The organism is Staphylococcus simiae (genome assembly GCF_002902085.1).
Classification (GTDB): Bacteria; Bacillota; Bacilli; order Staphylococcales; family Staphylococcaceae; genus Staphylococcus; species Staphylococcus simiae.
In genome coordinates this window covers 68,878-93,107 of the sequence record NZ_PPQR01000014.1, presented here as the reverse complement: position 1 = coordinate 93,107, position 24,230 = coordinate 68,878, and the positions used below count along the sequence as shown (strand labels likewise).

Genomic DNA, 24,230 nt, shown 5'->3' with positions numbered 1-24,230 from the left:
TAATTACACCTTCTCCACTTCAAAGATTTTTCTTGCTTCTGCATCATTAGTAATAGCTTTCCAAGGTTCTTCTTCAACCGCTTTTTTAGCTTCCATGATGCGTTCAAATAATTCTTCTTGTCTGTCTTTATCTAATAGAACTTCTTTAACATTTTCAAAACCAAGACGTCTTAACCATGGTGCTGTTCTTTCAGCGTATATACCAGTTTCTCTGTAATATTGCATTAGTGCACCACATAATTTAACTACTTCATCTTCAGTTTCTACTGTAGTTAAGAATTCACCTTTTTCAACTTCAGTACCACCATTACCACCAATGTATATTTGGAAGCCGTTTTCTACTGAAATAATACCAAAGTCTTTAACACCTGATTCTACACAACTTCTTGGACATCCTGAAACACCCATTTTAAATTTATGAGGAGTGTCAATATATTCGAATGTTTTTTCTAATCTAATACCCAGTGCTGTTGTATATTGTGTACCAAAACGACAGAATTCTTTACCTACACAACTTTTTACTGAACGTGTTTTCTTACCATAAGCAGATGCTGAACGCATGCCTAAGTCTTCCCAAACTTGCGGTAATTCTTCTTTTTTAAGACCGTATAAGCCCACACGTTGAGAACCAGTAACTTTAACTAAAGGTACATCATATTTTTTAGCTACTTCACCTAAGCGAATTAATTGATCGGCATCTGTAACACCTCCACGCATTTGTGGAATAACAGAGAATGTACCATCATTTTGGATATTTGCATGATAACGTTCATTAGCAAATCTTGATTCTTTCTCATCCCTATGTTCAAATGGATAAACCATATTTAAGTAATAGTTTATTGCCGGACGACATTTTGGACAGCCGCCTTTATTTTTAAAGTCTAGGACATGACGCACTTCTTTAGATGTTTTAAGTCCTTTTGCTCGTATTTGTGTCACAATTTGATCTCTAGATAAATCCGTACAGCTACAAATACCTGCTGGTTTAGCTGCTACAAAATCATCACCTAATGTATATTGTAAAATTTGTGCAATTTGTGGTTTACATTTACCACAAGAATTACCCGCTTTTGTTTGAGCTGTAACTTCTTCAACCGTAGTCAAGCCATTTTCAGTAATTGCTTTAACGATAGTTCCTTTATCTACACCATTACAACCACAAATCGTTTCATCATCAGCCATATCAGCAATAGATGTACCTGTTTCTTCTCCGCCTTTTGTTAATAATGACACAAGTGTGTAATCTTCAATAGATTCACCTTTTTTCATCATACTATAGAAACGAGAACCATCATCTGTATCTCCATATAATACTGCACCAACAACATTACCATCTTTTAAGAATACTTTTTTATAGTTATTATCCACACTATTAAAGATTTCTATTCCTTTAACATCTGGGCTTTCGATAATTTGTCCTGCACTATATAAATCACAACCGGATACTTTTAAAGATGTAAATGTTGTTGAACCTTTATATCCATCTGTTTGTTGTTCAGTTAAGTAATCTGCAAGCACTTTCCCTTGTTCATATAATGGTGCAACCAATCCATAAACTTTACCATCATGTTCGGCGCATTCACCAACAGCATAAATGTTATCGTCACTAGTTTGCATGACATCATTAACAACAATGCCTCGATTTACTTCTAAGCCAGCATCTTTCGCTACTTCTGTATATGGTCTAATACCTACAGCCATTACTACTAAATCCGTTTCTATTTCTCTACCATCCGCTAGTCTAACGCCTTCAACATCATCTTCCCCTAAGATTTCAGTTGTGTTTGCTTGCATTTCAAATTTCATACCTTGCTTTTCTAAATCTGCTTTTAGCATTGCCCCTGCTTTACGGTCTAATTGCATTTCCATTAACCATTCAGCTAAATGCAACACAGTTACTTCCATACCTTGGTCTAATAAACCACGTGCACATTCTAGACCTAAAAGTCCTCCACCAATAACGATAGCTTTTTTCTTCGTTTTGGCAATTTCCATCATTTGTTCAGTATCATCAATTGTTCTCCAGCCAATGACACTTGGCAAATCAGATCCTGGCACAGGAATAACAAAAGCTTTAGATCCTGTGGCAAAAATTAATTTATCATAACCAACTTCGACACCTTTTGAAGTTGTTACAGTTTGTGCTACTTTGTCTACATTTACAACTGGGTCGTCAGTAATTAATGTAATATTATTTTCTTCGTACCATTCGTAAGGATTCATGATTGTTTCTTCAACAGTCATTTTATTTTGTAAAATATTGGATAACATTATTCTGTTGTAGTTTGGATATGGTTCTTTACCAATAACAGTAATATCATACATATCATTAGAACGACCTAGAATTTCTTCAATAGTTCTAATACCCGCCATGCCGTTACCAATCATTACTAATTTTTGCTTTGCCATAAATATGCCCCTTTACCGCGTAATATTTGTTTTAAAAAGGATTTGGTATGTTAGTCGTTTTATACAGTCATTAACTCAAGTCGATCATTAATAATGTCATTCAAAATCGGATCAAAGTTAATAGACGGTGTGAAATAAATGTCACTATTGACATTCATCTCTGTCATGTGTTGTTTCACCTTGTTAACTAATCTGCCATCATATAAAAATAATGGTACGACGATTAACTTGTCGTATTGATCAGCTATGTCGTCTAAATCATTCTTGAAACTTAACGCTCCATATAATGTTCGAGCGTATGTTGGTTTGTTAATAGTTAAAGTTTTAACAAAGTCTTGTAATTCGTCATGTGCCTTAGTAAACTGCCCACTACCGTTACCATGTGCCACTACTACTACAGCCACATCCAAATAGTCATCATCAATAGCGTCGTTAATTCGCTGTTCTACTAACAATGTCATAAGTTGATGTGTGCCGAGCGGTTGACTTACTCGTGCTGAAATATGTGGAAACTGTTGCGTCATACTATTAAGAATATTCGGAATATCACTAATGTAATGCATCGCGCTGAAAATAAGTAATGGAATAATTCTAAATTGGTCAATTCCTTCATCAATCATTTTCGTCATAACTTGTTCCAAATTTTGACTATCACTTTCCAAAAAAGCCATTTCATAGTGATACGATTCATTTTTAAGCATGTCTCCCACAAAAGATTCTAATGCTTTATTCTGTTGTCCTTTTCTCATACCATGCGCAACGATTATATTTCCAATCACATATACCAACCCTTTCAACTGTATTGTAATACAAATATTTGACTTTTTGTGAATAAAATCACATTTTAAGATAAAATTAGGGAATTCCCTTATTAGTTTTTAATCATGTATTTTACATTTATTTTCTCTTTGAAAAAGCATTTTCAAACGTTAAAAACACCAACTACAAGGGTTATCTCATAGTTGGTGTCTAAATATAGCCGACATATTCTAAATTTCAATGGTCGACGATTTTCGTATTTAATTTTGAATTGACCAATTGATAAATTTACATTGTAATCAGTTAAAGTGACATTTCATTTTAAAATGGTGGTTGTCCTAAAATTTGATTATCAAAACGTTCTGGTATTAAAATTTTACGCATAATCACACCTAAATCACCATCGTCATTTTCATGTTCAGCATAAATTTCATAACCTCTTTTTTCGTAGATACTTAATAACCAAGGGTGTAAGCGTGCTGATGTTCCTAATGTAACTGCAGCAGCTTTTAAGGTATCTCGTAAAAATGTTTCTTCTACATATTTTAGCAATTGGCTACCATATCCTTGTCCATCATATTGTGGATTTGTCGCAAACCACCATACAAAAGGATAACCTGAAATCGTTCTCACACTTCCCCATGGATATCTTACGGTAATGGTAGATACAATGTTTTGATCAATTTCTAAGACAAATGTTGTATTATTCATAATATTATCTTCAACTGCTTGAAGATCAGCATTAACCGAAGGCCAGTCAATACCTAATTCTCTTAATGGTGTAAACGCATCATGCATTAATTGATGTAGTGCTGGTGCATCTTCAACTGTGGCAATTCGAATGTTAGTTTGTGTCATATCATCTCTCCTTTTATAATGCTACGTAAACATTCATCATTTGATATTTTGTACTACCTTTTATTGGAGGTACACTATTATCTTCGTCTTTGACACTGCAATTTTCTTAGCAATTAATCAATACCTCAATTTTTAAAATACAATCACTAAGCCAAGTTAAATATGGGAGTGGGACAGAAATAAATTTTATATAAAATTTATTTCGTAGTCCCACCTCGGCAAGACTGACTAGGTTTTCAAAATGATGATTTATCAACGCTTTGAAAACCAGACAGTTACTGCCAAATGCTTAAATTTAAGTGTAAAATACATTTTGTCCCAGGCTCATTATTAACAAGCAACTTCATTCCATAGTTATTAATATAATCTTCTTTATGAGTTGACGATAATAATATGCTTATTCATCAATTCATTGAGTATTTGAAAATATATTTGGTTGGTTAATCAATACTTAAAAAGTACACCCCCTGTTCTAATGGAGATGTACCTTTTGTTAACCTAACATTTAATTTTTAATATAATTTAGTGTTGTTCAAGACTATTACGCTTACCATTTAAATATGCGAAGACTAGACCAATAAATAATCCGCCACCAACATAGTTACCTAAGAAGGCGAAGACTAAGTTTTTCAATACGCCCATCCAGTTTAATGCATCAAGATTAAAGAATAGCATTCCTGCATATAAACCTGCATTGAAAACAACGTGTTCGTAACCCATAAATACGAAGACTACAACACCACAACCAATATAAAATGCTTTTGATAAACCATCTTTAAATTGCATTGCAATAAAGATACCTACATTAATAAAGAAGTTACAGAAAATACCTTTAGTAAAAATATTTAACCACGTAGATTCTACAGTTTTCTTATGTACTAATGTAGTCAATGATTGTGTCATTTCAGGTGTCATAACATGTGAAAACTTCATCAAGAAGAATAACACTAAGCCACCAATGATATTTCCTAGGAAACAAAATGTAAAAATCCATAACATTTTCTTCATTGTTACAACTTTATAATACCAACCAACTGTAAAGAACATAAAGTTACTTGTTAATAATTCAGAGTTCGTTAATACGACTAAGATTAACCCTAGACTAAAAGCAATTGCTCCCATTAAATTGACTAAACCATCAAGATGTGTCGCAGCAAATTGCGTTTTAATTGCTAACATAAATACAGTAACAATTGATAATAAAAAACCAGCCATCATAGCTTTAAGTAAATAACGGCCAGGTGTTTTATCAGCCATTACTTGTTTCATTTGAACTGAACTAGCAATCGCTTCAACTGTTGGCCTAGTTGAATATGTATCTTCAACCGTCTTATTATTTTTTAACATTATACTTCCCCCACTTACAATTTAACTAAATTTACTAATCAATTATATTAGGAATTACACGCAATTGATAGCATAAATTAAAAATATTTTTAAAATTATAAAAATCTAATTATCATATATAAAAATATCGGAGAGAGACTATCAATCAATTGTTCAAAAATCAATTTCGATTTCTCACTCCGACAATATTTACATCTTATAATTTATCAATTAAGTAATCACACTTTTATCCAGTCGTTACTGCTAAACAACGAACGTCAATACTTATTTAAGTATTGCTTAAACTTATGTTCTATACGATAAGCTTATTCTTCTTCTTTTTTATAACTTTTTAATTTTGAGAAGAAATGTAGTCCATAAGCAAAGACACTATATCCAACCATCGTACGTAATACAAATTTAACTACTTTATTAGCAACTTTTGATGACGGTACGATAATTGCTGATAATAATGTAGTAATAATATATAATCCTAAAACTTTGATATAACGTTCTAACATAAATTATCATCCTTCTTTATTATTTTGTTATTATACTTTTATTATATACAAAATGATGGCGAAAATTTATTACATATTTTCAACAAATTCACTTAAGTAACTGTTCTAACTGATTAAGTGTTTGTGTCATTCCTTTTTCAACACCCATATCTACCACTTGTTGTGCCGCTTCCTTAGTTGGAAATACTGACGTTGACGTTACAGTTGTCGTATGGTTATCAATTTTGTCAAACTCCAATATTACTTTCATACTAGGCATTTTTGTATCTTTATCACCTTGGGCAGTGGCAAAAGAATCAATATATTCAAGTAAATATGGTCGTTGAACTTTGTTGTATTCAGCTACAGTATAACTTGTCATACCAGGGGCTTTAATTGCATAAAAAGCATGTCCACCTTTAACTATATCAAATTCATACACTTCGGTTGTGGCACCAGGAGGATGAAACCATTGTTCAAATTGTGATTTTGTAGTGTATGCATCAAAGACTTTGTCAATTGGTGCTTTAAATGTTCTACTAAAAATGACTTTATTGTTATCTATGTTAAGTGTCATTGAGTTACTCCTTTTTCTAATAATATGTATTTATCTTAACATGCTTGATTACAGTACTAACAATAACAACATCTTTCATCCTTCGCACACTGAATATCTATTATTATATACAAAGGCAACCCTGATTAGATTGAACGCTTAATCAAGATTGCCTATTTGTATTTATTCAATTTTTCTTAATGTGCTAACATTTCTTCTTTAATTTCATCTTTGTTTAACTTAGCTGGATAATATGTTGGCCAATTGTCTAATTCTTTTAATACTTTGTCGTTATCATCACCCATAAAAATATGGAAATGCTCTGCTTTTTTAGGCGCAATATTGTGGTCACTAAATTGAATATACTTAGGTAATGCTTTATCATTACCCTCTACTAATTTAAACATATATCTAACGCCACGATTTCCTTTGGCATATTTTAATACTTTCTTACCATTATATTCATATTTACCAGTATGTTCTTTACCATCCTTAGTAAATGTAATAGTATTACCTTTAATTTTTATGTTGGAAATATCTGTTTTATAACCTTTATCATAGTATGCTTTTAAGTCTTTAGCCGATTTTTTAGGATCATCTTCAGCTTTATGTTTCATAACATCATCAAGTGAGCCATCTTTTAAATATGGATAAACTGATTGCCAATCACCTTCATAATCACTAAGTTGACGATCTTTAATGTCACTATCTTTAAAATAACCATCAGATATCGCTTTATCATGTTTATGTTTGGCTTTATCATCATCAATCTTAATGTTGCTAGCTAAAGATTTATCAATGTTTTTAATATTTGACTTCATTAAAGACTGATATGTTATGTTATCTTTTTTCTGTTGCTCTTTATTTAATGATTCCATATTGTAAAATTTTAATGGGTGTGCATCCGTTTCTTGTCTAATCGTTTCTGTCACTTTGTTAGCTACGTTATCTTCATAAAGTATGTATTTGACATCATTATCTTTAATTTCTTTAACAATTTTTGTTAATTCTTTTTGTGAAGGGTCTTCTGCATTCATATTTTGAATACCTTTTTGAACGAAGCCGTAACGATCCGCAAGATAGCCAATAGATTCATGTGAGATAAATACTGCATTACCTTTTTTATCTTTAGTCGTTTGTGCCATTTCTTTATCTAAATCTTTAAGGTCATCATTTAATTTTTTATAATTTTTTTCATATTCATTTTTATGTTTCGGATCTTTTTTTACTAGCTCATCTTTGATTTCTTTAGCAAATGTTTGGTCCATTTTGGGATCTAACCAAACATGAGGATCATATCCACCATGATGATGGTGTCCCTTATGTTCTTCGTGACCTTTATCGTCATGGTCATGCTCTTCTCCATGATGATGCTCTTCTTCGTGTTCATGTTTTTCACTGCCATGTTCATGTTCTTCATCATGATGATGTTGATCTGTTAATAATGCTGTTTTATCTAATTTGTCTTCTAGTGATAATTTTTTATCTTTATCTTTTATCGTTGACGCTACCTTTTTAGCTACTGGATCTAATTTATCACCGGTATAAACAAATAAATCTGCTTTACTCGCGCTCAAGATATCCTTTTGCGTAGGTTCATAACTATGTAAGTCAGTACCTGCTGGATAAATTGATGATACATTTACATGCTTTCCACCAATTTGTTGTGCAAATGATTGTAATGGATAAACAGTAGTCTTAATTGTTATCTTGCCATCTTGGTGTTTTTGATCATTATTGCCACATGCCGCTAAAGAAAGTGCTAAAGCAGGTACTAGACATAATATTCCTAATTTCTTTTTCATTGCCTTCCTCCTAAATAGTAATCATTACGTTTTAAAATTATATATGTAGTTGTTGAAAATTACAAGAAGAATTTAATCAATGAACTAAAATAGACACATGATTCTTAACAATCATCTTTTATCGTACGACCTATGTTTTTAAATAACAAAATAGGCTGAAACACATTGTGTCTCAACCTATTACCGTTACCATTATTTATGCTTTTTTAATAATTTTTCATAGTTGTCATATTTATATGGATCTTCGACTTTTTCACCATTAACAAATGCTGTAGGTGTCGTCTTAATATGATGTTCCTTAGCAATTGCTTTATCCTTATCAGCTGCTTTCCAAGATTTACTATTCTTTGTTTTATAATCTTTCATAATCTTATCTTGCGTAGCTTGATCAATGTTTAACTTCTTAATCTCTTTATCTAATAAAGATTCAGTTAACCACGCTTTCTTTTCATCTTGTTGTGCAGCATATAAATGTTGTTGAAAATTTAAAAATTGCTGTGGTGCATAATGTTCAACTGCGTGACTCGCTCTAGATCCTATAATTGAATCTTTACCTAAAAATGCTAAATTAATATATTGATAGTCAGCTTTATGATTATCCAAATAATTTTTACGTAACTTTGGCATAACATGATCTTCTAATTTTTTACAATACGGGCATTTATAGTCACCATACACAACAATCAATGGTTTACCGTCTTTAGTAGCCTTCGGTGCTGTTGGTTTATTCGAGCATGCGCTAAGAACAATTAAACAAATAAATAATAAAGGTAATAATCTTTTAATCATAATTTCTCCTATTTATTCCGTCATATTTTCTTCTTGATAATCTGGATTATGTTGTTGATAATACCTTCTAGAATCAAAATGTTGCTTGCTAACTACTTTACCTCCACTATAATCATATGCATAATATCGGACTTCATCATCATTACTTAGTGGTTTATACGCTAAAATAATACATTTGTCTTTATCATAAACATAGATATTCGCTTTTTTCTTGTCAAAATGTTTTACTTCATCTCCATTATGCTTTTTAGCAAGTTGTTCTTGCTTAGCATTTTGTAATTTAACAGCTTTATCTATTTCTTTAACATATTTATCATTACCGCAACCAGCCATTATTATTAACGACAACATTAAAGTGATTACTACTTTCCTCAATGCATTCACTCCTAAAATTTATACTTCTACTCGCTTCAATTATACCTTTTACTATACACTGTCCCCCATGATCATGCCATATCATGTTATAAAAGATAACAATAATTTTAGAATTAATGAATTATTTTATAAATACCATATTTCTTTATCTACATATGTTGTGAAACATTAGATATTTTTTGCTAAAATGTCATAGATAGTATTTTTAGGGAATTTACAACTTTTTAAAAGTTGATTCTAGAGAGGACAGAGATAAAATGAAATTTGTAAACTTAACTGCGGAGGAATTGGACAGTATTACATCCAAATATTTTTCGCATTATACACAATCGAGTATACATTTTAACAATAGAAGTGAAATGAAAAATGACGTACATTTAGTTGGTGTTAAGAACGATAGTGATGAAGTGATTGCTGGATGTTTATTAACTGAGGCACGTACTTTAAAGTTCTTTAGATATTTTTACACACATCGTGGCCCTGTCATGGACTACTCAGACCAAGCATTAGTACGCTTTTTCTTTAAATCATTAACAGCATATTTGAAAAAACAAAATTGTCTATACGTGCTTGTCGATCCGTATTTACTTGAAAACTTGCGTACAGCTGATGGAGAAATCATTAAATCTTATGATAATCGATCATTTATGAAAACAATGAATGACTTAGGCTATAAACATCAAGGATTTACCATTGGTTATGACCCTATGAGTCAGATTCGTTGGTTATCTGTATTAGATTTAAAAGATAAATCAGAAGACCAATTATTAAAAGAAATGGATTACCAAACACGTAGAAATATTAAGAAAACGTATGAAATGGGTGTCAAAGTTAGAACTTTACCTATTGAAGAAACGGCTACATTTTTCGAATTATTCCGCATGGCTGAAGAAAAACATGGTTTTAAATTCCGTGAACTTCCATATTTTGAAGAAATGCAACGTATTTACGGTGATAAAGCTATGTTAAAACTAGCATATATTGATTTAAATGAATATCTTGATTCTCTAAAAGCAAAGCATCAACAATTAGCAAACGACTTAGCTGATGTCGAACAAGCATTAGCAGAAAATCCAAATTCAAAGAAAAATAAAACTAAACATACTCAAATACAACAACAATATGATAGTAATGCACGCAAAGTTAAACAAACAGAAGATAAAATTGCAGAAGAAGGTAGTGTTTTAAACTTAGCAGCTGCAATATATTTATACAATGATTATGAAGTTTACTATCTATCCAGTGGTTCAAATCCTAAGTATAACGAATATATGGGCGCTTATCGTTTGCAGTGGGATATGATTAAATTTGCCAAAGATCATGGCATTGATCGCTATAATTTCTATGGTGTTAGTGGTGATTTCACAGAAAATGCTGAAGACTATGGTGTTCAACAATTCAAAAAAGGATTTAACGCTAACGTCGAAGAATATATTGGTGATTTTATTAAACCAATTAAACCAGTATTCTATAAAATACAAAAATTTATAGAACGTCACAGATAAAATAATACTTGAATACAAATGGAGTGGAGCAGACATTGATTTCTGCTCCACTCCTAATTTATTTTTATGATAATTTAACAAGGATTTTCGCTTGAGATTTATCATTAACCAGTTGTTCGAATCCAGCTTGAACGATATCTTCTAAGTCAATTTCATCAGTGATGACATCTTTCACATTCAAATTACCTTCATTTATCAAATCTATTGTTTGTTGGAATGTTGTAGGTGTATAAGCAATAGTTGAAGTCAGTTTAACTCCTGAATTGGTTAATTGCATTGGATTCCATTCAATAGCATGGCCAAAGATAGAAACGATAACAACCGTTCCTCTTGCTCTAGTAACTTCTATTGAATCTTTAAGTGTAGATGCAACTCCAGCGACTTCAAATGCTACATCCACACCAGCGTTGGTATTGTTACGAATCACGTCATTAGGATTTTCTTCACCAGAATTAACGGTATGTGTTGCACCAACTTCTTTAGCTTTCTTCAATCGTTCATCTGATAAATCAAAGACAAATATTTTACTAGCTCCAGCCGCTTTAGCAGCTATAATTGTTAACAGTCCAATAGGACCTGCACCAAAGATTGCTACTGTATCACCAAATAATACTTCCCCTTCTTTAATCGCTTGTACTGCTACTGCTGTAGGTTCAACGAGTGCACCTTCTTTATCAGAAACATGATCTGGTAATTTATACACATTTTCTTCAGGTGCATTAGTAAATTCTGCAAAACCACCATCAGCACCTAATCCTATAAATGAATAACCATCATACAAATCAATATTTTCTTCTTTCTCTCTATTAGAAACAGTTGGGTTTACTACTACTCGATCACCTTTTTTGTATTTAGTGACATGCGCGCCAACTTCGTCAACAACACCTGCAAATTCATGCCCTAAGGTTACTGGTGCCTTTTGACCAAGGAATGGATCTGGTTTATCTGTTGAAATAAATATAGGTCCTTCTAGATATTCATGTAAATCTGTACCACAAATACCAGCCCAAGATACTTTCACTTTGACTTCATTATCTTGTAATACTTTAGGTTCCCTGTCTTCAACTCTTACATCTTTTTGACCGTACCATACTGCAGCTTTCATTAATAACCCCTCCTATTTTGATATACTGTCATTCTATACCTTTTGATAATCATTATCAATTAAAGTAGTTTGAATTTTCAAAATATAGATTTAATTTTATAAAAAATTGACTATCTATAATGAGATGTCAACTTCTAGCACAATCATTTCAATTAAATCGCTTAATTACCATCATTAAATTTACAAACCAAAAAACGAGATAACCACATTTATAGTGATTATCCCGCTATGACTATCATGAATAATATTATGTTATTTTAATTTATATTTCTTCTTCATTGATTACATTAAGGAAACGGCGTAATTCATCTGTTTTAGGGTGATTGAACATAGCATCAGGCGAACCTTGCTCACCAATTAATCCTTCATGTATAAAGACAATATTATTTGATACTTCTTTAGCAAAGCGCATTTCATGCGTAACAATAACCATTGTCATTCCTTCGTTAGCTAAGTCTTTAATTACTTTTAACACATCATTAACTAATTCAGGATCAAGTGCTGATGTTGGTTCATCAAATAACATCACTTTAGGATTCATCGCTAATGCTCTAGCAATTGCTACACGTTGCTGTTGACCACCAGACAATGCATGTGGTCGTTGATCTTTGACATGCGTTAACCCTACTTTTTCAAGTAATTCTAAAGATTTATTTCTTGCTTCTGCTTTATTCATTTTCTTAACTGTGATTAAACCTTCCATCACATTTTCTAAAGCAGTCTTATGTGGGAAAAGGTTATAACTTTGGAACACCATTCCAGATTGTTTACGAACTTCTATTTGTGACTTTTTGTCTTTAGCAGTATAAGTCTTACCGTTAACATACACTGTACCTTCACTAGGAATTTCTAAAGCATTAATCATACGTAGTAAGGTCGTCTTACCTGAACCAGAACGACCGATTAATGTCACCACTTCACCTTGTTCAACTGATAAATCTATACCTTTAATGACTTCAACATCTTTAAAAGATTTATGAATATTATTTAATTGAATCATGAGCGATACCCTCTTTCAATATAAGATTCATAGATACTTTGGATAATAGAAATGATGAAACATACGACCCAATACATTACTGCAACAAGTATATAAATTGTTAAATATTCATATGTTGTTGATGCAACTTCTTGTGCCTTTCTAAACATTTCTGCCACCAAGATAAAACCTAATAAAGATGTATCTTTGATCAAACTTAAAAATGTATTTCCTAAAGCAGGAATAGATACACGAATTGCCTGTGGCAAGATAATTCTTCTAACTGTTTGGGCATATGTCATACCAATAGAATATGCCGCTTCAGTTTGTCCTTTAGGAATAGAAATAATACCTCCACGGATAATTTCTGATGCATATGCACCAACATTTAAAGATAAACCTATAATCGCTGCTACTACTGGTGCTAATGTCCATTGGTTATCAGCATTATTAGTTAATAATCGGCCTAATTCAGGTATACCATAAAATATAATAAACAATTGAACAATCATTGGCGTGCCTCGAATAATAGAAACATATACTCGAGCAATACCTTTTAAAATCTTACTAGTTGAAATTCTCATTAAAGCTGTAAATAAAGCGATAATAAGTCCAAAGACAAATGTCACTAATGTTATAGGAATTGAATATTTTACTAATCCTTCCAACATTGGTTGAAATGCCTGTTTTGCTGCGTCTAATGCATGTAGTTGTTCACTATTTAGATTTAGAAACATCTTGACCAAACCATTTCTTACCTATTTTAGCTAATTCACCGCTATCTTCGATTTTTTTCAAACCGTCGTTGAATTTTTGAACTGTTTCATCATCAACTTTTTTAGAAAATGCGAAAGCAGATTTATTTTGTTCTGCATCACCTTTAATAGCTTTGATCTTAGCATCAGGTTTTTGTTTTTTATAATCTAAGTATGACAAACTATCATTGAAAGTACCGTCAACACGATTAGATAATAATAAATCCATTGATTGGTTAAAACCGTCAACTTTTGTAATATCTGCGCCTTTATCTTTAGCTAATTTACCATAATTAGATGTAAATGTTTGAGCTAATTTCTTACCTTTAACATCGTCAAAATCTTTAATATTTTTTTCATTTTCACGAACAACTAATACTGCACTTGAATATGTGTAAGGTTTTGAGAATTTATATTTTTTCTCTCTGTCTGGGTTAATACCTACTTGGTTAGCGATAACATCAAATCTACCAGCATCTAAACCAGCAAACATTGAATCCCATGATGTTTCACTAAACTTAAGTTTGATACCTTCTTCTTTCGCCACTGCTTTAATTACGTCAATATCGTAACCAGTTAATTTACCTTGTTTACTATGGAAACTAAACGGTGCGTATGTACCTTCAGTACCTACATTTAGTGTTTTACCGCTTTTACTACTATCTTTGGAATCGTTATTGCCACATGCTGCTAATACAAATACTAATGCCATTACCACAAATAAAAGTCTTTTCATAGAATTTGCTCCTTATTCTTATTATTCTAATCGGAATAAAAACATTTTAATCTTAAATCATTGATAAGTCAATATCTTCATCTTTTGCTAAAGAAAATAAAATAGATAACAATTAAATTTCTTGCCTTTATTTTGAATGTTCAGTGATATCTTTCTTCTTACCTTGTAACATAAATGAGCAGAAGAAACTAACAATTGTAATGATTACTGCAAATAAGAAACCAGCATGATATCCATGTAATAACGTATCAACTTTAATCTGATTCATCATGTCCACCTTGTCCATTCCTTTATAGTCAGACATTGTTGGCGTAAAGTTTTTACTTGCTTGAGATAAAATAGTGATTAATATTGCTGTACCTATAGAACCTGCGATTTGTTCAATGGTATTAGTCATAGATGAACCGTGCGCATTCATTTCTGGTGCTAGTTGATTCATCGTATGTGTCATCACTGGAATTAATCCTAATGCGATACCAATCATTCTAATCGCATATACTGTTGCCAAGACAATTGTGGATGTATGTTCATCCATTACTACAAAATAGGCTGTCGTTACTACAACAATAGCCATACCAATAAGTGCTAATTTTCTTGGACCAAATCTTTCATATAATGCCCCTGATGTCATAGACATAAATGCCATCACAATTGCACCAGGTAATAAAGTCAACCCAGAATCCAAAGCAGTTCTATGCAGTAAATTTTGCACAAAAATAGGTAAAATGGTTTCAGAGCCTATCATCGATATCATCGTTACGCCTAATATAATAATTCCGACTGTAAATTGTTTATTCTTAAATACACCAAAATTCAACAGTGGTGTTGTTAATTTGAATTGTCTAATGACAAAAATAGTAACTAGAATAATACCGCCAATAATTGCATTTAAGACTATTGGATCATTCCAACCACGTTCAGATATCGAACTTGTACCATATAGTAAGCCACCAAATCCTAAAACAGACACGATGACCGATAAGATATCAATTGGCACTTTGATATTTGTACCCACATTTTTTACAGTTTTAAATCCTAAAATGAAAGTCACTGCAGCAATTGGTGCCACAACATGGAATAATGATCTCCAATTAAAATATTCAACTAAATAGCCTGATAATGTCGGTCCGATTGCTGGTGCTAAACCAATAACCAAACCAAATGTTCCCATATATTTACCTCGTTCGTGTGGTAAAAAGACATCTAATATAGTAGTCATCATTAAAGGCATCATTATTCCTGAACCCAATGCTTGAATAATTCTTGCTATCAATAATACTGTGAAATTAGGACTAAAGCCGCCTAAAATAGTACCTAAAAAGAAAATAAAGATAGAAACTAAAAATACTTGTCTCGTACTATATCTCTGTATGACAAGCGCTGACAAAGGTATAACGATACCATTAGTTAATAAGAAAGCTGTCGTTAACCATTGTACTTGTGTATATGTAATATCAAAATCTTTCATAATGCTTGGTAAAGCTGTCACTAATAACGTTTCATTTAGTAAACCGAAAAAGCCACCAAATAACATCGTAATGATCATTGTTAATTTTTGTTTAATTGACACTCGAATCCCCCTCTATATCTAAAATATGTCATGCAATTTTTAGACATTTGGTAATTATACCGATTTTTAAAATAATAAGCACTTGATTAGTTTTATTTTCACAAATCGTAACAATTACTATTTACAACCGAATTATTTTCATGCATAATATATGCATAAGGAGGTATAGAGGAGATGAAATTAGACTTACAAACTGCTCGTCGTAATTTAAATAGCCCGAACATTAAGACAAGAAAACGTGCTTTGAAAATTATCAAACAACATAAGAAATCACAGAAATAGCACGTTATTAATACTTTTGTGATCTAAGTTTTTTATCATTGAGTCCCCTAGCTCAATAGTAACCACTCTATAAATACTATTTCCTTACATTACTTCACATACAAAACGACCCGATTACAATCACTCCTTTTGTAATCGGGTCATTTATGATATTAATAAATCATCGTATAATTTTTTTATTTGTTAATTAATTCCACCAATAATTATTTCATTTATAAATAATATTTTTCTTTTACTTCTAAATCATCTGTTAATTCATAAATTAGCGGTGCACCTGTTTTAAGTTCATAGCCGACAATATCTTCGTCAGATACGTTTTCCAAATATTTAATTAACGCACGTATTGAATTTCCGTGTGCAGATACTAATACAGTGTCTCCATCTAAAAGATGTTGTGAAATGTGATCTGTCCAAATTGGAATGACACGTTCTAAAGTATCTTTTAAACTTTCAGAATATGGCATCATACGTTTGTCTAAGTGATTATAACGACGATCTTGCAAGTAAGCATCACGTTGTTCTTCACTTTCAGCAGGTGGTTTGACATCATAAGAGCGACGCCAAATATGAACTTGTTCTTCTCCAAATTCTTGTCTTGCATCATCTTTGTTTAATCCTTGTAATGCACCATAATGTCTTTCGTTTAAACGCCAGCTTTTATTAACAGGAATCCATTGTTGCTCAGATTTAGTTAAAATATAATGTGTTGTATCTAATGCACGTGTAAGTAATGAAGTATAAGCAATATCAATATTCAATTGATGTTCTTTAATTTTTTCACCTGCTGTAATTGCTTCTTTAACACCTTGCTCTGATAAATTAACGTCTTCCCAACCTGTAAATAAGTTTTTAGCGTTCCATTCACTTTGTCCGTGACGACATAAAATTAATTTTGGCATAATCATTACCTCTTTCTTTACTTCTGTTTCAATATCAACAGATTTACTTTAACGTTGTGACTCGACATGTTTCATTACAATTCACTACTCTATTAGCATTCAGCTAATGAATATCATGCAATGATTGCATTCACTCTTTTTCTTTGACACTTGTATTATACACCTACCCTCTAATTTTTACTAATAAAACAAAACATATTTTTAGGCTAACCTAAAAAATACTCTCCGCCATTGGATAATCAACAAAAATAAGTATAGGACAACAGCATCCTATACTTGATATTAAGAGATTTGCAGTAATTATTAGACTTATCAAATGTTAATCAATTAACGTTCGATAATACTCGTCAATCCAATCAGAGTGGGATACGTATTCAAAAATCCACATGTAGGTTCTATATTAAATGTCCACAATGGCATCTACGACACGATTTTTCAAAAAATTATTTCTGTTTGAATCTTACTTTTATAACGTTATAAATGATCAGGTTCTGGATGGACATAAACTGATGAAATACCTTTATCATGAAGATGGTGTTCGACGTTATCACAAACATGATGTGCTTCGATTAATGACATGTCGGAATCAACTACAATTGTGACATCAATAAACACACTACTGCCATGGTAACGTCCTTTAATACTTTTGACATCCATGACTTGAGGTACTTCTAAAATATCATTGCGATATTCTTCTAATTCTTGTTCATTGAAACCATCACTAAGCGCAAAAATAGATTCTTTAAAGATACCAAACCCAGTGTAGATGATGAGTAAACCAAGCATTGTTGCTAAGATAATATCGACGATAGGAAAGCCAAATTGTGTAAAAACCAATCCTATCGCTGTACCAATACTAACTAAGCTATCTGATAGATTATCTTTTGCCGCTGAACTTAATGAACTACTTTTCGTTTTCTTCGCTAATCTTTGATTAACAACAAAAACGACTAACATCACTAGTCCACTAATTAAACTCACTATGATATTAATCGCATTAGGTACAACATCATCATTTCTAATTAAACGTGGCGCATTTTGAATAACGACTTGAATACCCACAAACATAATGATGAATGATACTAATAATGAAGATATATTTTCTGATTTAAGATGACCATATGGATGATTTCTATCAGCTGGTTTGATAGAAATTTTCAGACCAATAATAACGGCAACAGATACAATAATATCGGTCATATTATTTAATGCATCTGCCCTAACGGCTGCCGAATTAAAGATATAACCAGTTAAAAATTTAGTAACAGATAAGATAATATATACAACTAAACTTAAATAAGCCCCACGCTGTGCTAATTTAAGATTTTCACTTTGAGACATGCCGCTAAACCACCTTGAAATAGTATAGTAACAACATTATGAATGATTCATTTTAAATTTACAACGTTTTTATTTTTTATAATTTTTTATAAATTACATCTAATTTTTTAATTAGACCCACCTAATAAAATTTAGGGAGTGGGACAGAAATAATTATTTCAAAACAAATTATTTCGTAGTCCCACCCCGGCAAAACTGACTAGGTTTGTAAAACGTTGATAAATCAACATTTTACAAATCAGACAGTTACTGCCAAATGCTTAATATTAAGTATAAATGCTTTATGTCCCAAGCTCTTATGCAGTTGTTAGAGTTTCTGCTATCTTGATAGCTAGAAACTATTATGCAGTTTATTATAAATTAATAAACTGTAAAGCTTTTTCATACAACTGTATTCCTTTTTATTTTTATTAGCTAGAACGACTTATGCAATTTATTACGTAGTAATGAATTGTATTCCTTTAATTTTTAATAGCTAGATTGCTATAACCAATCATAACCTTTTAATCTTTTAATATCCATTTGGATAAGACAAAGGTAATAGGTATTGTAATGATCAAACCAGCAAATGGTGCAATTTCAGCTGGTAAGTTTAACCACATAACAAAAACATATAAAAAAGCTGTTTGTAATAAGACATTAACAACTTGAGTTATTGGAAAACTAATGAATTTTTTCCAAGTTGGTTTAACTTTATATACAAAATAGCAATTCAAATAATATGAAATGACAAAGGCCACAACAAACCCTGTGACATGACTCAACATATAATTCAAATGTAATAATTTTAACAATAGCAAGTAAACAACATAATAGTTGAAAGTATTTATACCACCCACAACGATAAATTTAATAATTTCAAAATGTGTCTTTGTTAATTTCATTTTCAATTCCTTTTGCCCTTCTCTATCTTTATCTATTTCGTTGAAATTTTCATTTAACATAGTCAGTTTATATAATTTCAATTCATTATACACTAAATGCACTTTTTCATTTATCTTCAAACTATTTTCATCAAAGTTTCTAACAGTTCCACAATAAACATTTCATGTCATCTTCGACTTTTGTAAATGACTTATTTTCTATACAATAAGATTAATAAAGTTTGGGAGGGTTCTTCATGCCTATTAATAAAGTAATTATAGCTTCAGACTCATTTAAAGAAAGTATGACTGCTCAACATATAGGTCAAACCATTCAAAAAGCTTTTCAGCAAGTGTTACCAAATGATATACAATACGATATTATTCCAATGGCTGATGGTGGCGAAGGAACAACTGAGGCTTTAATAGATGCTTTAGATGCACAAAATTACACAGTAGCTGTTCACGACCCTTTAATGCGCCCTATTAAAGCATCTTATGCAAGATCTGACTCACATCAAACTGCTATTATCGAAATGGCCGAAGCGTCAGGACTACAGCTACTACACGACAATGACAAGAATCCTCTTCATACAACATCTTTTGGAACCGGCGAGCTTATTAAGGACGCCTTAGATCATGACGTTAAAACAATCATCTTAGGACTCGGTGGTAGTGCTACTAATGATGGGGGGAGTGGGATGTTAAGTGCGCTTGGAATTAAATTTATAGATCACAATGGCCATCAATTACAAATGAATGGTAGCGCACTCGAACAAATTGATACCATCGATGTCAGTCATGTTGATCAGCGTTTACAGCATGTGACATTCAAAGTAGCTTGTGATGTAAATAATCCTTTACTAGGTCCCAATGGTGCAACTGCAATTTATGGTCCACAAAAAGGTGCTAGTCAAAAGATGATACCAAAGTTGGATACCGCTATGCGTCATTACCATGATAAGATAGCTTCATACACAGGAAAAGTTGTCAAAGACATACCTGGTGCTGGCGCAGCAGGAGGTATGGGTGCTGCTACATTAGCATTTTTTAATACAACTTTACAAAAAGGTATTGATGTTGTCTTTGATATCACTAACTTTTACGACAGAATTAACAATGCAGATTTAGTTATTACTGGTGAAGGTCGGATAGATCATCAAACCATTTATGGCAAAACACCTGTTGGCGTAGCTCAAGCAGCTAAACAATTTAATATTCCAGTTATCGCTATATGTGGTAGTCTAGGCGATGGTTATCAAAGTGTTTATGAACACGGTATCGATAGCGTCTTTTCTATTATCCCTGCCCCTTGTGAGCTATCAAAAGCTATCTCACATAGCGAACAATATTTATATGATACCGCAACGAATATCGCACGATTACTTAATACTAAAATCAAATTCTAATATGGTCTACACAATTATAACGAGGTGAGTGAAATGAAAAGAACTGACAAATATCGGGATTCTTATCAATACGACAATCAATATCATAACCACAAACAACAGCAAGAAGACAATAATTATCAACAACAATATAACGAGGAACATCCCGAACGTTACTATAACGGTAGAGATTATCGTCGTGAACAATTACTTGAAGAGGAAAATCATCAAAGTCGCAAATCTAAAAAATGGTTATACATTATTATTGTCATCTTATTAATTATCGTAGCAATTTTTGTCACACGTGCTTTTCTAAATCACAATAGTAGTGATAAAGTTAATAACGATCCAAATGTCTCTCAAAATTACAAAAAACAAGTAGAAGATAGCAACGATAACATTAACAAACAAGTCGATGATGCTAAGTCTTCTATTAAACAAAATCAAAACAGTCAACAACAAATTGATCAACTTCAAAACGAAGTTAATAACTTAAAACAACAAGAGCAAAATAAAGCTGATTCTAAATTTACTCAATTCTATCAAGACCAAATTGATAAATTAAAAGATGCCAATACAGCTCAACAAAATAACGAAAATCAAAGTAAGATTAACAGTATGTTAAATGATATTAATACTAAGTTTGACAGTATTAAATCCAAACTAGAAAGCTTATTTAATAACAATAGTTCAAATAATCAAAATACAACACAATAGTCCTTAATTCCCTTACTATATCTGAATTTTAAGTGTCAGACAGTTACTGCCAAATGCTTAATTTTAACTGTAAAATGCTTTTTATCCCAGGTCCTTCAATATAGTAAGGGTTATTTATGCGAAATTATATTCAAACTACATACAAATTTCTATAAAACCGTTATAATTTATATCATTAAACCATTTAAGGAGTATGATTATGTCATCAGCTAAATCAAAGCATTTTTCACTATTATTATTAATTACATTAGGTGTTATGACAGCATTCGGACCACTAACTATAGATATGTATGTGCCCTCATTACCTAAAGTTCAAAGTGCTTTTAGTTCAACAACTTCTGAAATTCAATTAACACTCTCATTTACAATGATTGGACTCGCACTTGGTCAATTTATTTTTGGACCATTATCTGATGCTTTGGGACGTAAACGTGTTGCTGTAGCCATTTTAATTATTTTTGTCATCACTTCGTTCATCGCTATTTTCACAACACACCTATATTTATTTTTAATCTTACGTTTTATACAAGGATTGACTGGTGGAGGTGCAATAGTTATTGCTAAAGCATCTGTAGGAGATAAATTTAGTGGTAACGAGTTAGCAAAATTTTTAGCTTCTTTAATGGTTATCAACGGTATTATTACTATCCTTGCACCTTTAGCTGGTGGTTGGGCATTATCAATGTATACGTGGAGAACAATATTCACTATACTCACTGTCATTTCGTTAATTATATTAATTGGAGTCGCTTCACAATTACCTAAAACGCCTAAACATGAATTAAAACAAGTGAATTTTAATCAAGTTTTTAAAGACTTCGGTAGTTTATTAAAGAAACCTAGTTTTATTATTCCTATGTTGTTGCAAGGCTTGACTTATGTCATGTTATTTAGCTTTTCATCAGCTTCACCTTTTATTACTCAAAAATTATATAATATGACGCCTCAACAATTTAGTGTGATGTTTTCCGTGAACGGTATTGGCTTAATTGTCGTCAGTCAAATTGTGGCTTTATTAGTAGAAAAAATGCATCGTCATTTCTTACTTATCTTATTAACAATTATTCAAGTGACAGGCGTGATACTCATTGTCATTACTTTAGTATTCCACTTACCACTATGGTTATTACTTGTCGCCTTTTTCTTAAATGTTTGTCCAGTAACTTCTATTGGTCCTTTAGGCTTTACAATGGCTATGGAAGAACGCACAGGTGGAAGTGGTAATGCCTCAAGTTTACTCGGCTTATTCCAATTTATTTTAGGGGGACTTATCGCTCCGTTAGTTGGGATAAAAGGGCAATATGATACAGCGCCTTATATTGTCATTATCGTTATAACAGCAGTCGCTTTAATTACACTGCAAATAATTTATTTTAAAATGATAAATAAACAAGCAGTATAAAAATTAACACGCATTATTCTTTGTCATGATATGAAAATACATGACCAGGAACAATGCGTTTTTTTTATATTAGTTAATTGGTATCCATAGTTCAGTCGTATAATTGTCACTTGACGTATCACCTTCACCATAAAATTCAAAAAATGGCGCATGTTTAGCACTGATATCGTGATTATTTGCCAAATAGTCATGAATCTCTGACATTTTGTGTTGTATCGCTTTTGGAACGGCACCTTTAGCTTCAACAACCATATATTTGCTTGCTGCTAATTGTATTGTCTCAAACTCACTATCATCTTCAATATCTGTCGATACAGCTATCATATAGTCCATGCGTCCATTATCATGTGGCAATAATACACCTAAAAAACCTGGAAGTTGATTATTGCTTTGTGCAACTAACGTTTGTTCCCATTGCATATTAAAAAACTGTTGCCAGAAATCAGCTATGTGCTGTTGTGCTTCAGTACCATTGCTATATGATTTAGTTACACCAATCAAATTTAATGCTTCAAGATGTTTTACTTTATAATCCATATCCTTACCTCTTTTCCTCGTTAACTTTTATCCAATCAAGTTTGTGAAACATTTTAATAGGACAAATCGCGTTAACGATATATAATAATTATTATTTACAGAAATCATATGATACGAGGGTCATTTTTATGAATAAAACAATATTACCTGTAAAACCTATCAGCCAACTATTTCCTATTCCTATGGTTATGGGATGTGAAGGTGTCTCAGCAGCAATGATGTTGCAATATAACAACCAACATATCAAAGCGACAGATATTATGAAACATTGGCCGACGCATCCTAATAATCCTCATAAAGGTTATGTAGGTCACCATTTCTTAGTTAAATTAGGCAATTATCACCAAACTATTTTTCCAGATGCTTACGTGCCTTTTTTACAACGCTATAATCCAAACATTATAGATGGAACTGGTAAATCTTTAGAAGAACTGAAACATGTTATTGCTCAAGGTCAACCAGTAGTTATATACCATACAAATCTAGGTTCTAAACCTTTGTTACGCGTCTTTAAATTTGATAATCAACCTGCCAAACACGTTTCAAACATCCATGTGACATTGCTCATTGGTTATGACGATTACTACTATTATTATATTGATCCTTTATGGAGTCATATCAGACGTGGCTTAGTTTTTCCGGCTATCTTCCCAAACAACAAACAAATTATTAAAATACGTAAAGAAAAAATGGAATTCAGCTTTAATGCCCCTGGACGAAAATGTCTTTATATCGACCCATCAACACGTTCTAACTAGCAATATTGGCATAACA

Annotated in this window: 24 protein-coding genes; 6 read left to right on the top strand and 18 right to left on the bottom strand. The window is 31.9% G+C overall.

Annotation, left to right across the window (positions count from 1 at the left end):
* Positions 1-3: 3 nt before the first annotated feature.
* From nirB to CD113_RS02480, 9 genes are all read right to left on the bottom strand, one after another.
* The gene (gene nirB, locus CD113_RS02520; protein ID WP_002464699.1) at positions 4-2,409 is read right to left on the bottom strand and encodes a nitrite reductase large subunit NirB; all 2,406 of its coding nucleotides are present in this window, start codon (positions 2,407-2,409) and stop codon (positions 4-6) included.
* A gap of 59 nt (positions 2,410-2,468) precedes the next feature.
* Positions 2,469-3,188 carry a sirohydrochlorin chelatase gene (locus CD113_RS02515; RefSeq protein ID WP_002464700.1) on the bottom strand — a complete coding sequence of 240 codons (720 nt, stop codon included), beginning with the start codon at positions 3,186-3,188 and terminating at the stop codon, positions 2,469-2,471.
* Positions 3,189-3,489: 301 nt separating this feature from the next.
* A complete protein-coding gene (locus tag CD113_RS02510; protein WP_002464701.1) occupies positions 3,490-4,026 on the bottom strand; it encodes a GNAT family N-acetyltransferase in 537 nt (178 codons plus the stop codon).
* Between the two features lie 522 nt (positions 4,027-4,548).
* Positions 4,549-5,373 (bottom strand): formate/nitrite transporter family protein, encoded by an 825-nt coding sequence (locus tag CD113_RS02505; protein ID WP_002464702.1) that lies wholly within the window; start codon positions 5,371-5,373, stop codon positions 4,549-4,551.
* Positions 5,374-5,678: 305 nt separating this feature from the next.
* Positions 5,679-5,873 carry a hypothetical protein gene (locus CD113_RS02500; protein ID WP_002464703.1) on the bottom strand — a complete coding sequence of 65 codons (195 nt, stop codon included), beginning with the start codon at positions 5,871-5,873 and terminating at the stop codon, positions 5,679-5,681.
* An 88-nt stretch (positions 5,874-5,961) separates the two neighbouring features.
* Positions 5,962-6,429, bottom strand: coding sequence for an SRPBCC family protein (locus CD113_RS02495; protein WP_002464704.1), 468 nt, complete (start codon positions 6,427-6,429; stop codon positions 5,962-5,964).
* A gap of 176 nt (positions 6,430-6,605) precedes the next feature.
* Positions 6,606-8,213, bottom strand: coding sequence for a zinc ABC transporter substrate-binding lipoprotein AdcA (adcA, locus tag CD113_RS02490; RefSeq protein WP_002464705.1), 1,608 nt, complete (start codon positions 8,211-8,213; stop codon positions 6,606-6,608).
* Between the two features lie 192 nt (positions 8,214-8,405).
* Positions 8,406-9,002 (bottom strand): DsbA family protein, encoded by a 597-nt coding sequence (locus tag CD113_RS02485; RefSeq protein ID WP_002464706.1) that lies wholly within the window; start codon positions 9,000-9,002, stop codon positions 8,406-8,408.
* Positions 9,003-9,014: 12 nt separating this feature from the next.
* A complete protein-coding gene (locus CD113_RS02480; protein ID WP_407070848.1) occupies positions 9,015-9,353 on the bottom strand; it encodes a DUF4467 domain-containing protein in 339 nt (112 codons plus the stop codon).
* 281 nt (positions 9,354-9,634) lie between these two features.
* Between CD113_RS02480 and CD113_RS02475 the strand changes: the two genes are divergently transcribed.
* The gene (locus CD113_RS02475) at positions 9,635-10,882 is read left to right on the top strand and encodes an aminoacyltransferase (RefSeq protein WP_002464708.1); all 1,248 of its coding nucleotides are present in this window, start codon (positions 9,635-9,637) and stop codon (positions 10,880-10,882) included.
* Positions 10,883-10,946: 64 nt separating this feature from the next.
* Here the strand turns inward: CD113_RS02475 and CD113_RS02470 are convergent, their stop codons facing one another.
* From CD113_RS02470 to CD113_RS02450, 5 genes are all read right to left on the bottom strand, one after another.
* Positions 10,947-11,987, bottom strand: coding sequence for a 2,3-butanediol dehydrogenase (locus CD113_RS02470; RefSeq protein ID WP_002464709.1), 1,041 nt, complete (start codon positions 11,985-11,987; stop codon positions 10,947-10,949).
* Between the two features lie 262 nt (positions 11,988-12,249).
* On the bottom strand, positions 12,250-12,987 hold the full coding sequence (locus CD113_RS02465) for an amino acid ABC transporter ATP-binding protein (protein ID WP_002464710.1): 738 nt from the start codon (positions 12,985-12,987) through the stop codon (positions 12,250-12,252).
* Positions 12,984-13,703 (bottom strand): amino acid ABC transporter permease, encoded by a 720-nt coding sequence (locus CD113_RS02460; RefSeq protein WP_002464711.1) that lies wholly within the window; start codon positions 13,701-13,703, stop codon positions 12,984-12,986. The genes CD113_RS02465 and CD113_RS02460 overlap by 4 nt, the downstream gene beginning before the upstream one ends.
* Positions 13,684-14,457, bottom strand: a complete 774-nt coding sequence (locus CD113_RS02455) for a transporter substrate-binding domain-containing protein (protein WP_002464712.1) — start codon at positions 14,455-14,457, stop codon at positions 13,684-13,686. Before CD113_RS02455 ends, CD113_RS02460 begins: the two co-directional genes overlap by 20 nt.
* A 127-nt stretch (positions 14,458-14,584) precedes the next feature.
* Positions 14,585-16,027, bottom strand: coding sequence for an MDR family MFS transporter (locus CD113_RS02450; protein WP_002464713.1), 1,443 nt, complete (start codon positions 16,025-16,027; stop codon positions 14,585-14,587).
* Positions 16,028-16,201: 174 nt separating this feature from the next.
* On the opposite strand from CD113_RS02450, the gene CD113_RS02445 reads away from it, so the two are divergent.
* Positions 16,202-16,309, top strand: a complete 108-nt coding sequence (locus CD113_RS02445; protein ID WP_002464714.1) for a putative metal homeostasis protein — start codon at positions 16,202-16,204, stop codon at positions 16,307-16,309.
* Between the two features lie 212 nt (positions 16,310-16,521).
* Here the strand turns inward: CD113_RS02445 and CD113_RS02440 are convergent, their stop codons facing one another.
* From CD113_RS02440 to CD113_RS02430, 3 genes are all read right to left on the bottom strand, one after another.
* Positions 16,522-17,208: a 2,3-diphosphoglycerate-dependent phosphoglycerate mutase gene (locus CD113_RS02440; RefSeq protein WP_002464715.1), complete on the bottom strand. Its 687-nt coding sequence runs from the start codon at positions 17,206-17,208 to the stop codon at positions 16,522-16,524.
* A gap of 474 nt (positions 17,209-17,682) precedes the next feature.
* Positions 17,683-18,549, bottom strand: a complete 867-nt coding sequence (locus CD113_RS02435; RefSeq protein ID WP_002464716.1) for a cation diffusion facilitator family transporter — start codon at positions 18,547-18,549, stop codon at positions 17,683-17,685.
* A 503-nt stretch (positions 18,550-19,052) separates the two neighbouring features.
* Positions 19,053-19,433 (bottom strand): GtrA family protein, encoded by a 381-nt coding sequence (locus tag CD113_RS02430; protein ID WP_002461748.1) that lies wholly within the window; start codon positions 19,431-19,433, stop codon positions 19,053-19,055.
* Positions 19,434-19,669: 236 nt separating this feature from the next.
* On the opposite strand from CD113_RS02430, the gene CD113_RS02425 reads away from it, so the two are divergent.
* The 3 genes from CD113_RS02425 to CD113_RS02415 all read left to right on the top strand — a co-directional run bounded on the left by CD113_RS02425 (position 19,670) and on the right by CD113_RS02415 (position 22,919).
* Positions 19,670-20,821 carry a glycerate kinase gene (locus CD113_RS02425; RefSeq protein WP_002461747.1) on the top strand — a complete coding sequence of 384 codons (1,152 nt, stop codon included), beginning with the start codon at positions 19,670-19,672 and terminating at the stop codon, positions 20,819-20,821.
* Positions 20,822-20,854: 33 nt separating this feature from the next.
* Complete coding sequence (locus CD113_RS02420) at positions 20,855-21,517, top strand: hypothetical protein (protein ID WP_002461746.1); 663 nt, start codon at positions 20,855-20,857, stop codon at positions 21,515-21,517.
* A 193-nt stretch (positions 21,518-21,710) separates the two neighbouring features.
* Positions 21,711-22,919, top strand: coding sequence for a multidrug effflux MFS transporter (locus CD113_RS02415; protein ID WP_040800904.1), 1,209 nt, complete (start codon positions 21,711-21,713; stop codon positions 22,917-22,919).
* Between the two features lie 69 nt (positions 22,920-22,988).
* Here the strand turns inward: CD113_RS02415 and CD113_RS02410 are convergent, their stop codons facing one another.
* Positions 22,989-23,456, bottom strand: a complete 468-nt coding sequence (locus CD113_RS02410; protein WP_002461743.1) for a GyrI-like domain-containing protein — start codon at positions 23,454-23,456, stop codon at positions 22,989-22,991.
* A gap of 128 nt (positions 23,457-23,584) precedes the next feature.
* Between CD113_RS02410 and CD113_RS02405 the strand changes: the two genes are divergently transcribed.
* The gene (locus tag CD113_RS02405) at positions 23,585-24,214 is read left to right on the top strand and encodes a C39 family peptidase (protein ID WP_002461741.1); all 630 of its coding nucleotides are present in this window, start codon (positions 23,585-23,587) and stop codon (positions 24,212-24,214) included.
* Positions 24,215-24,230 lie beyond the last annotated feature (16 nt).

Coding starts and splice junctions, on each gene's coding strand:
- nirB (WP_002464699.1), bottom strand. CDS start 2,409: ATGGCAAAGCAAAAATTAGTAATGATTGGTAACGGCATGGCGGGTATT.
- CD113_RS02510 (WP_002464701.1), bottom strand. CDS start 4,026: ATGACACAAACTAACATTCGAATTGCCACAGTTGAAGATGCACCAGCA.
- CD113_RS02505 (WP_002464702.1), bottom strand. CDS start 5,373: ATGTTAAAAAATAATAAGACGGTTGAAGATACATATTCAACTAGGCCA.
- CD113_RS02500 (WP_002464703.1), bottom strand. CDS start 5,873: ATGTTAGAACGTTATATCAAAGTTTTAGGATTATATATTATTACTACA.
- CD113_RS02495 (WP_002464704.1), bottom strand. CDS start 6,429: ATGACACTTAACATAGATAACAATAAAGTCATTTTTAGTAGAACATTT.
- adcA (WP_002464705.1), bottom strand. CDS start 8,213: ATGAAAAAGAAATTAGGAATATTATGTCTAGTACCTGCTTTAGCACTT.
- CD113_RS02485 (WP_002464706.1), bottom strand. CDS start 9,002: ATGATTAAAAGATTATTACCTTTATTATTTATTTGTTTAATTGTTCTT.
- CD113_RS02480 (WP_407070848.1), bottom strand. CDS start 9,353: ATGTTGTCGTTAATAATAATGGCTGGTTGCGGTAATGATAAATATGTT.
- CD113_RS02475 (WP_002464708.1), top strand. CDS start 9,635: ATGAAATTTGTAAACTTAACTGCGGAGGAATTGGACAGTATTACATCC.
- CD113_RS02470 (WP_002464709.1), bottom strand. CDS start 11,987: ATGAAAGCTGCAGTATGGTACGGTCAAAAAGATGTAAGAGTTGAAGAC.
- CD113_RS02465 (WP_002464710.1), bottom strand. CDS start 12,987: ATGATTCAATTAAATAATATTCATAAATCTTTTAAAGATGTTGAAGTC.
- CD113_RS02460 (WP_002464711.1), bottom strand. CDS start 13,703: ATGTTTCTAAATCTAAATAGTGAACAACTACATGCATTAGACGCAGCA.
- CD113_RS02455 (WP_002464712.1), bottom strand. CDS start 14,457: ATGAAAAGACTTTTATTTGTGGTAATGGCATTAGTATTTGTATTAGCA.
- CD113_RS02445 (WP_002464714.1), top strand. CDS start 16,202: ATGAAATTAGACTTACAAACTGCTCGTCGTAATTTAAATAGCCCGAAC.
- CD113_RS02440 (WP_002464715.1), bottom strand. CDS start 17,208: ATGCCAAAATTAATTTTATGTCGTCACGGACAAAGTGAATGGAACGCT.
- CD113_RS02435 (WP_002464716.1), bottom strand. CDS start 18,549: ATGTCTCAAAGTGAAAATCTTAAATTAGCACAGCGTGGGGCTTATTTA.
- CD113_RS02430 (WP_002461748.1), bottom strand. CDS start 19,433: ATGAAATTAACAAAGACACATTTTGAAATTATTAAATTTATCGTTGTG.
- CD113_RS02425 (WP_002461747.1), top strand. CDS start 19,670: ATGCCTATTAATAAAGTAATTATAGCTTCAGACTCATTTAAAGAAAGT.
- CD113_RS02420 (WP_002461746.1), top strand. CDS start 20,855: ATGAAAAGAACTGACAAATATCGGGATTCTTATCAATACGACAATCAA.
- CD113_RS02415 (WP_040800904.1), top strand. CDS start 21,711: ATGATTATGTCATCAGCTAAATCAAAGCATTTTTCACTATTATTATTA.
- CD113_RS02410 (WP_002461743.1), bottom strand. CDS start 23,456: ATGGATTATAAAGTAAAACATCTTGAAGCATTAAATTTGATTGGTGTA.
- CD113_RS02405 (WP_002461741.1), top strand. CDS start 23,585: ATGAATAAAACAATATTACCTGTAAAACCTATCAGCCAACTATTTCCT.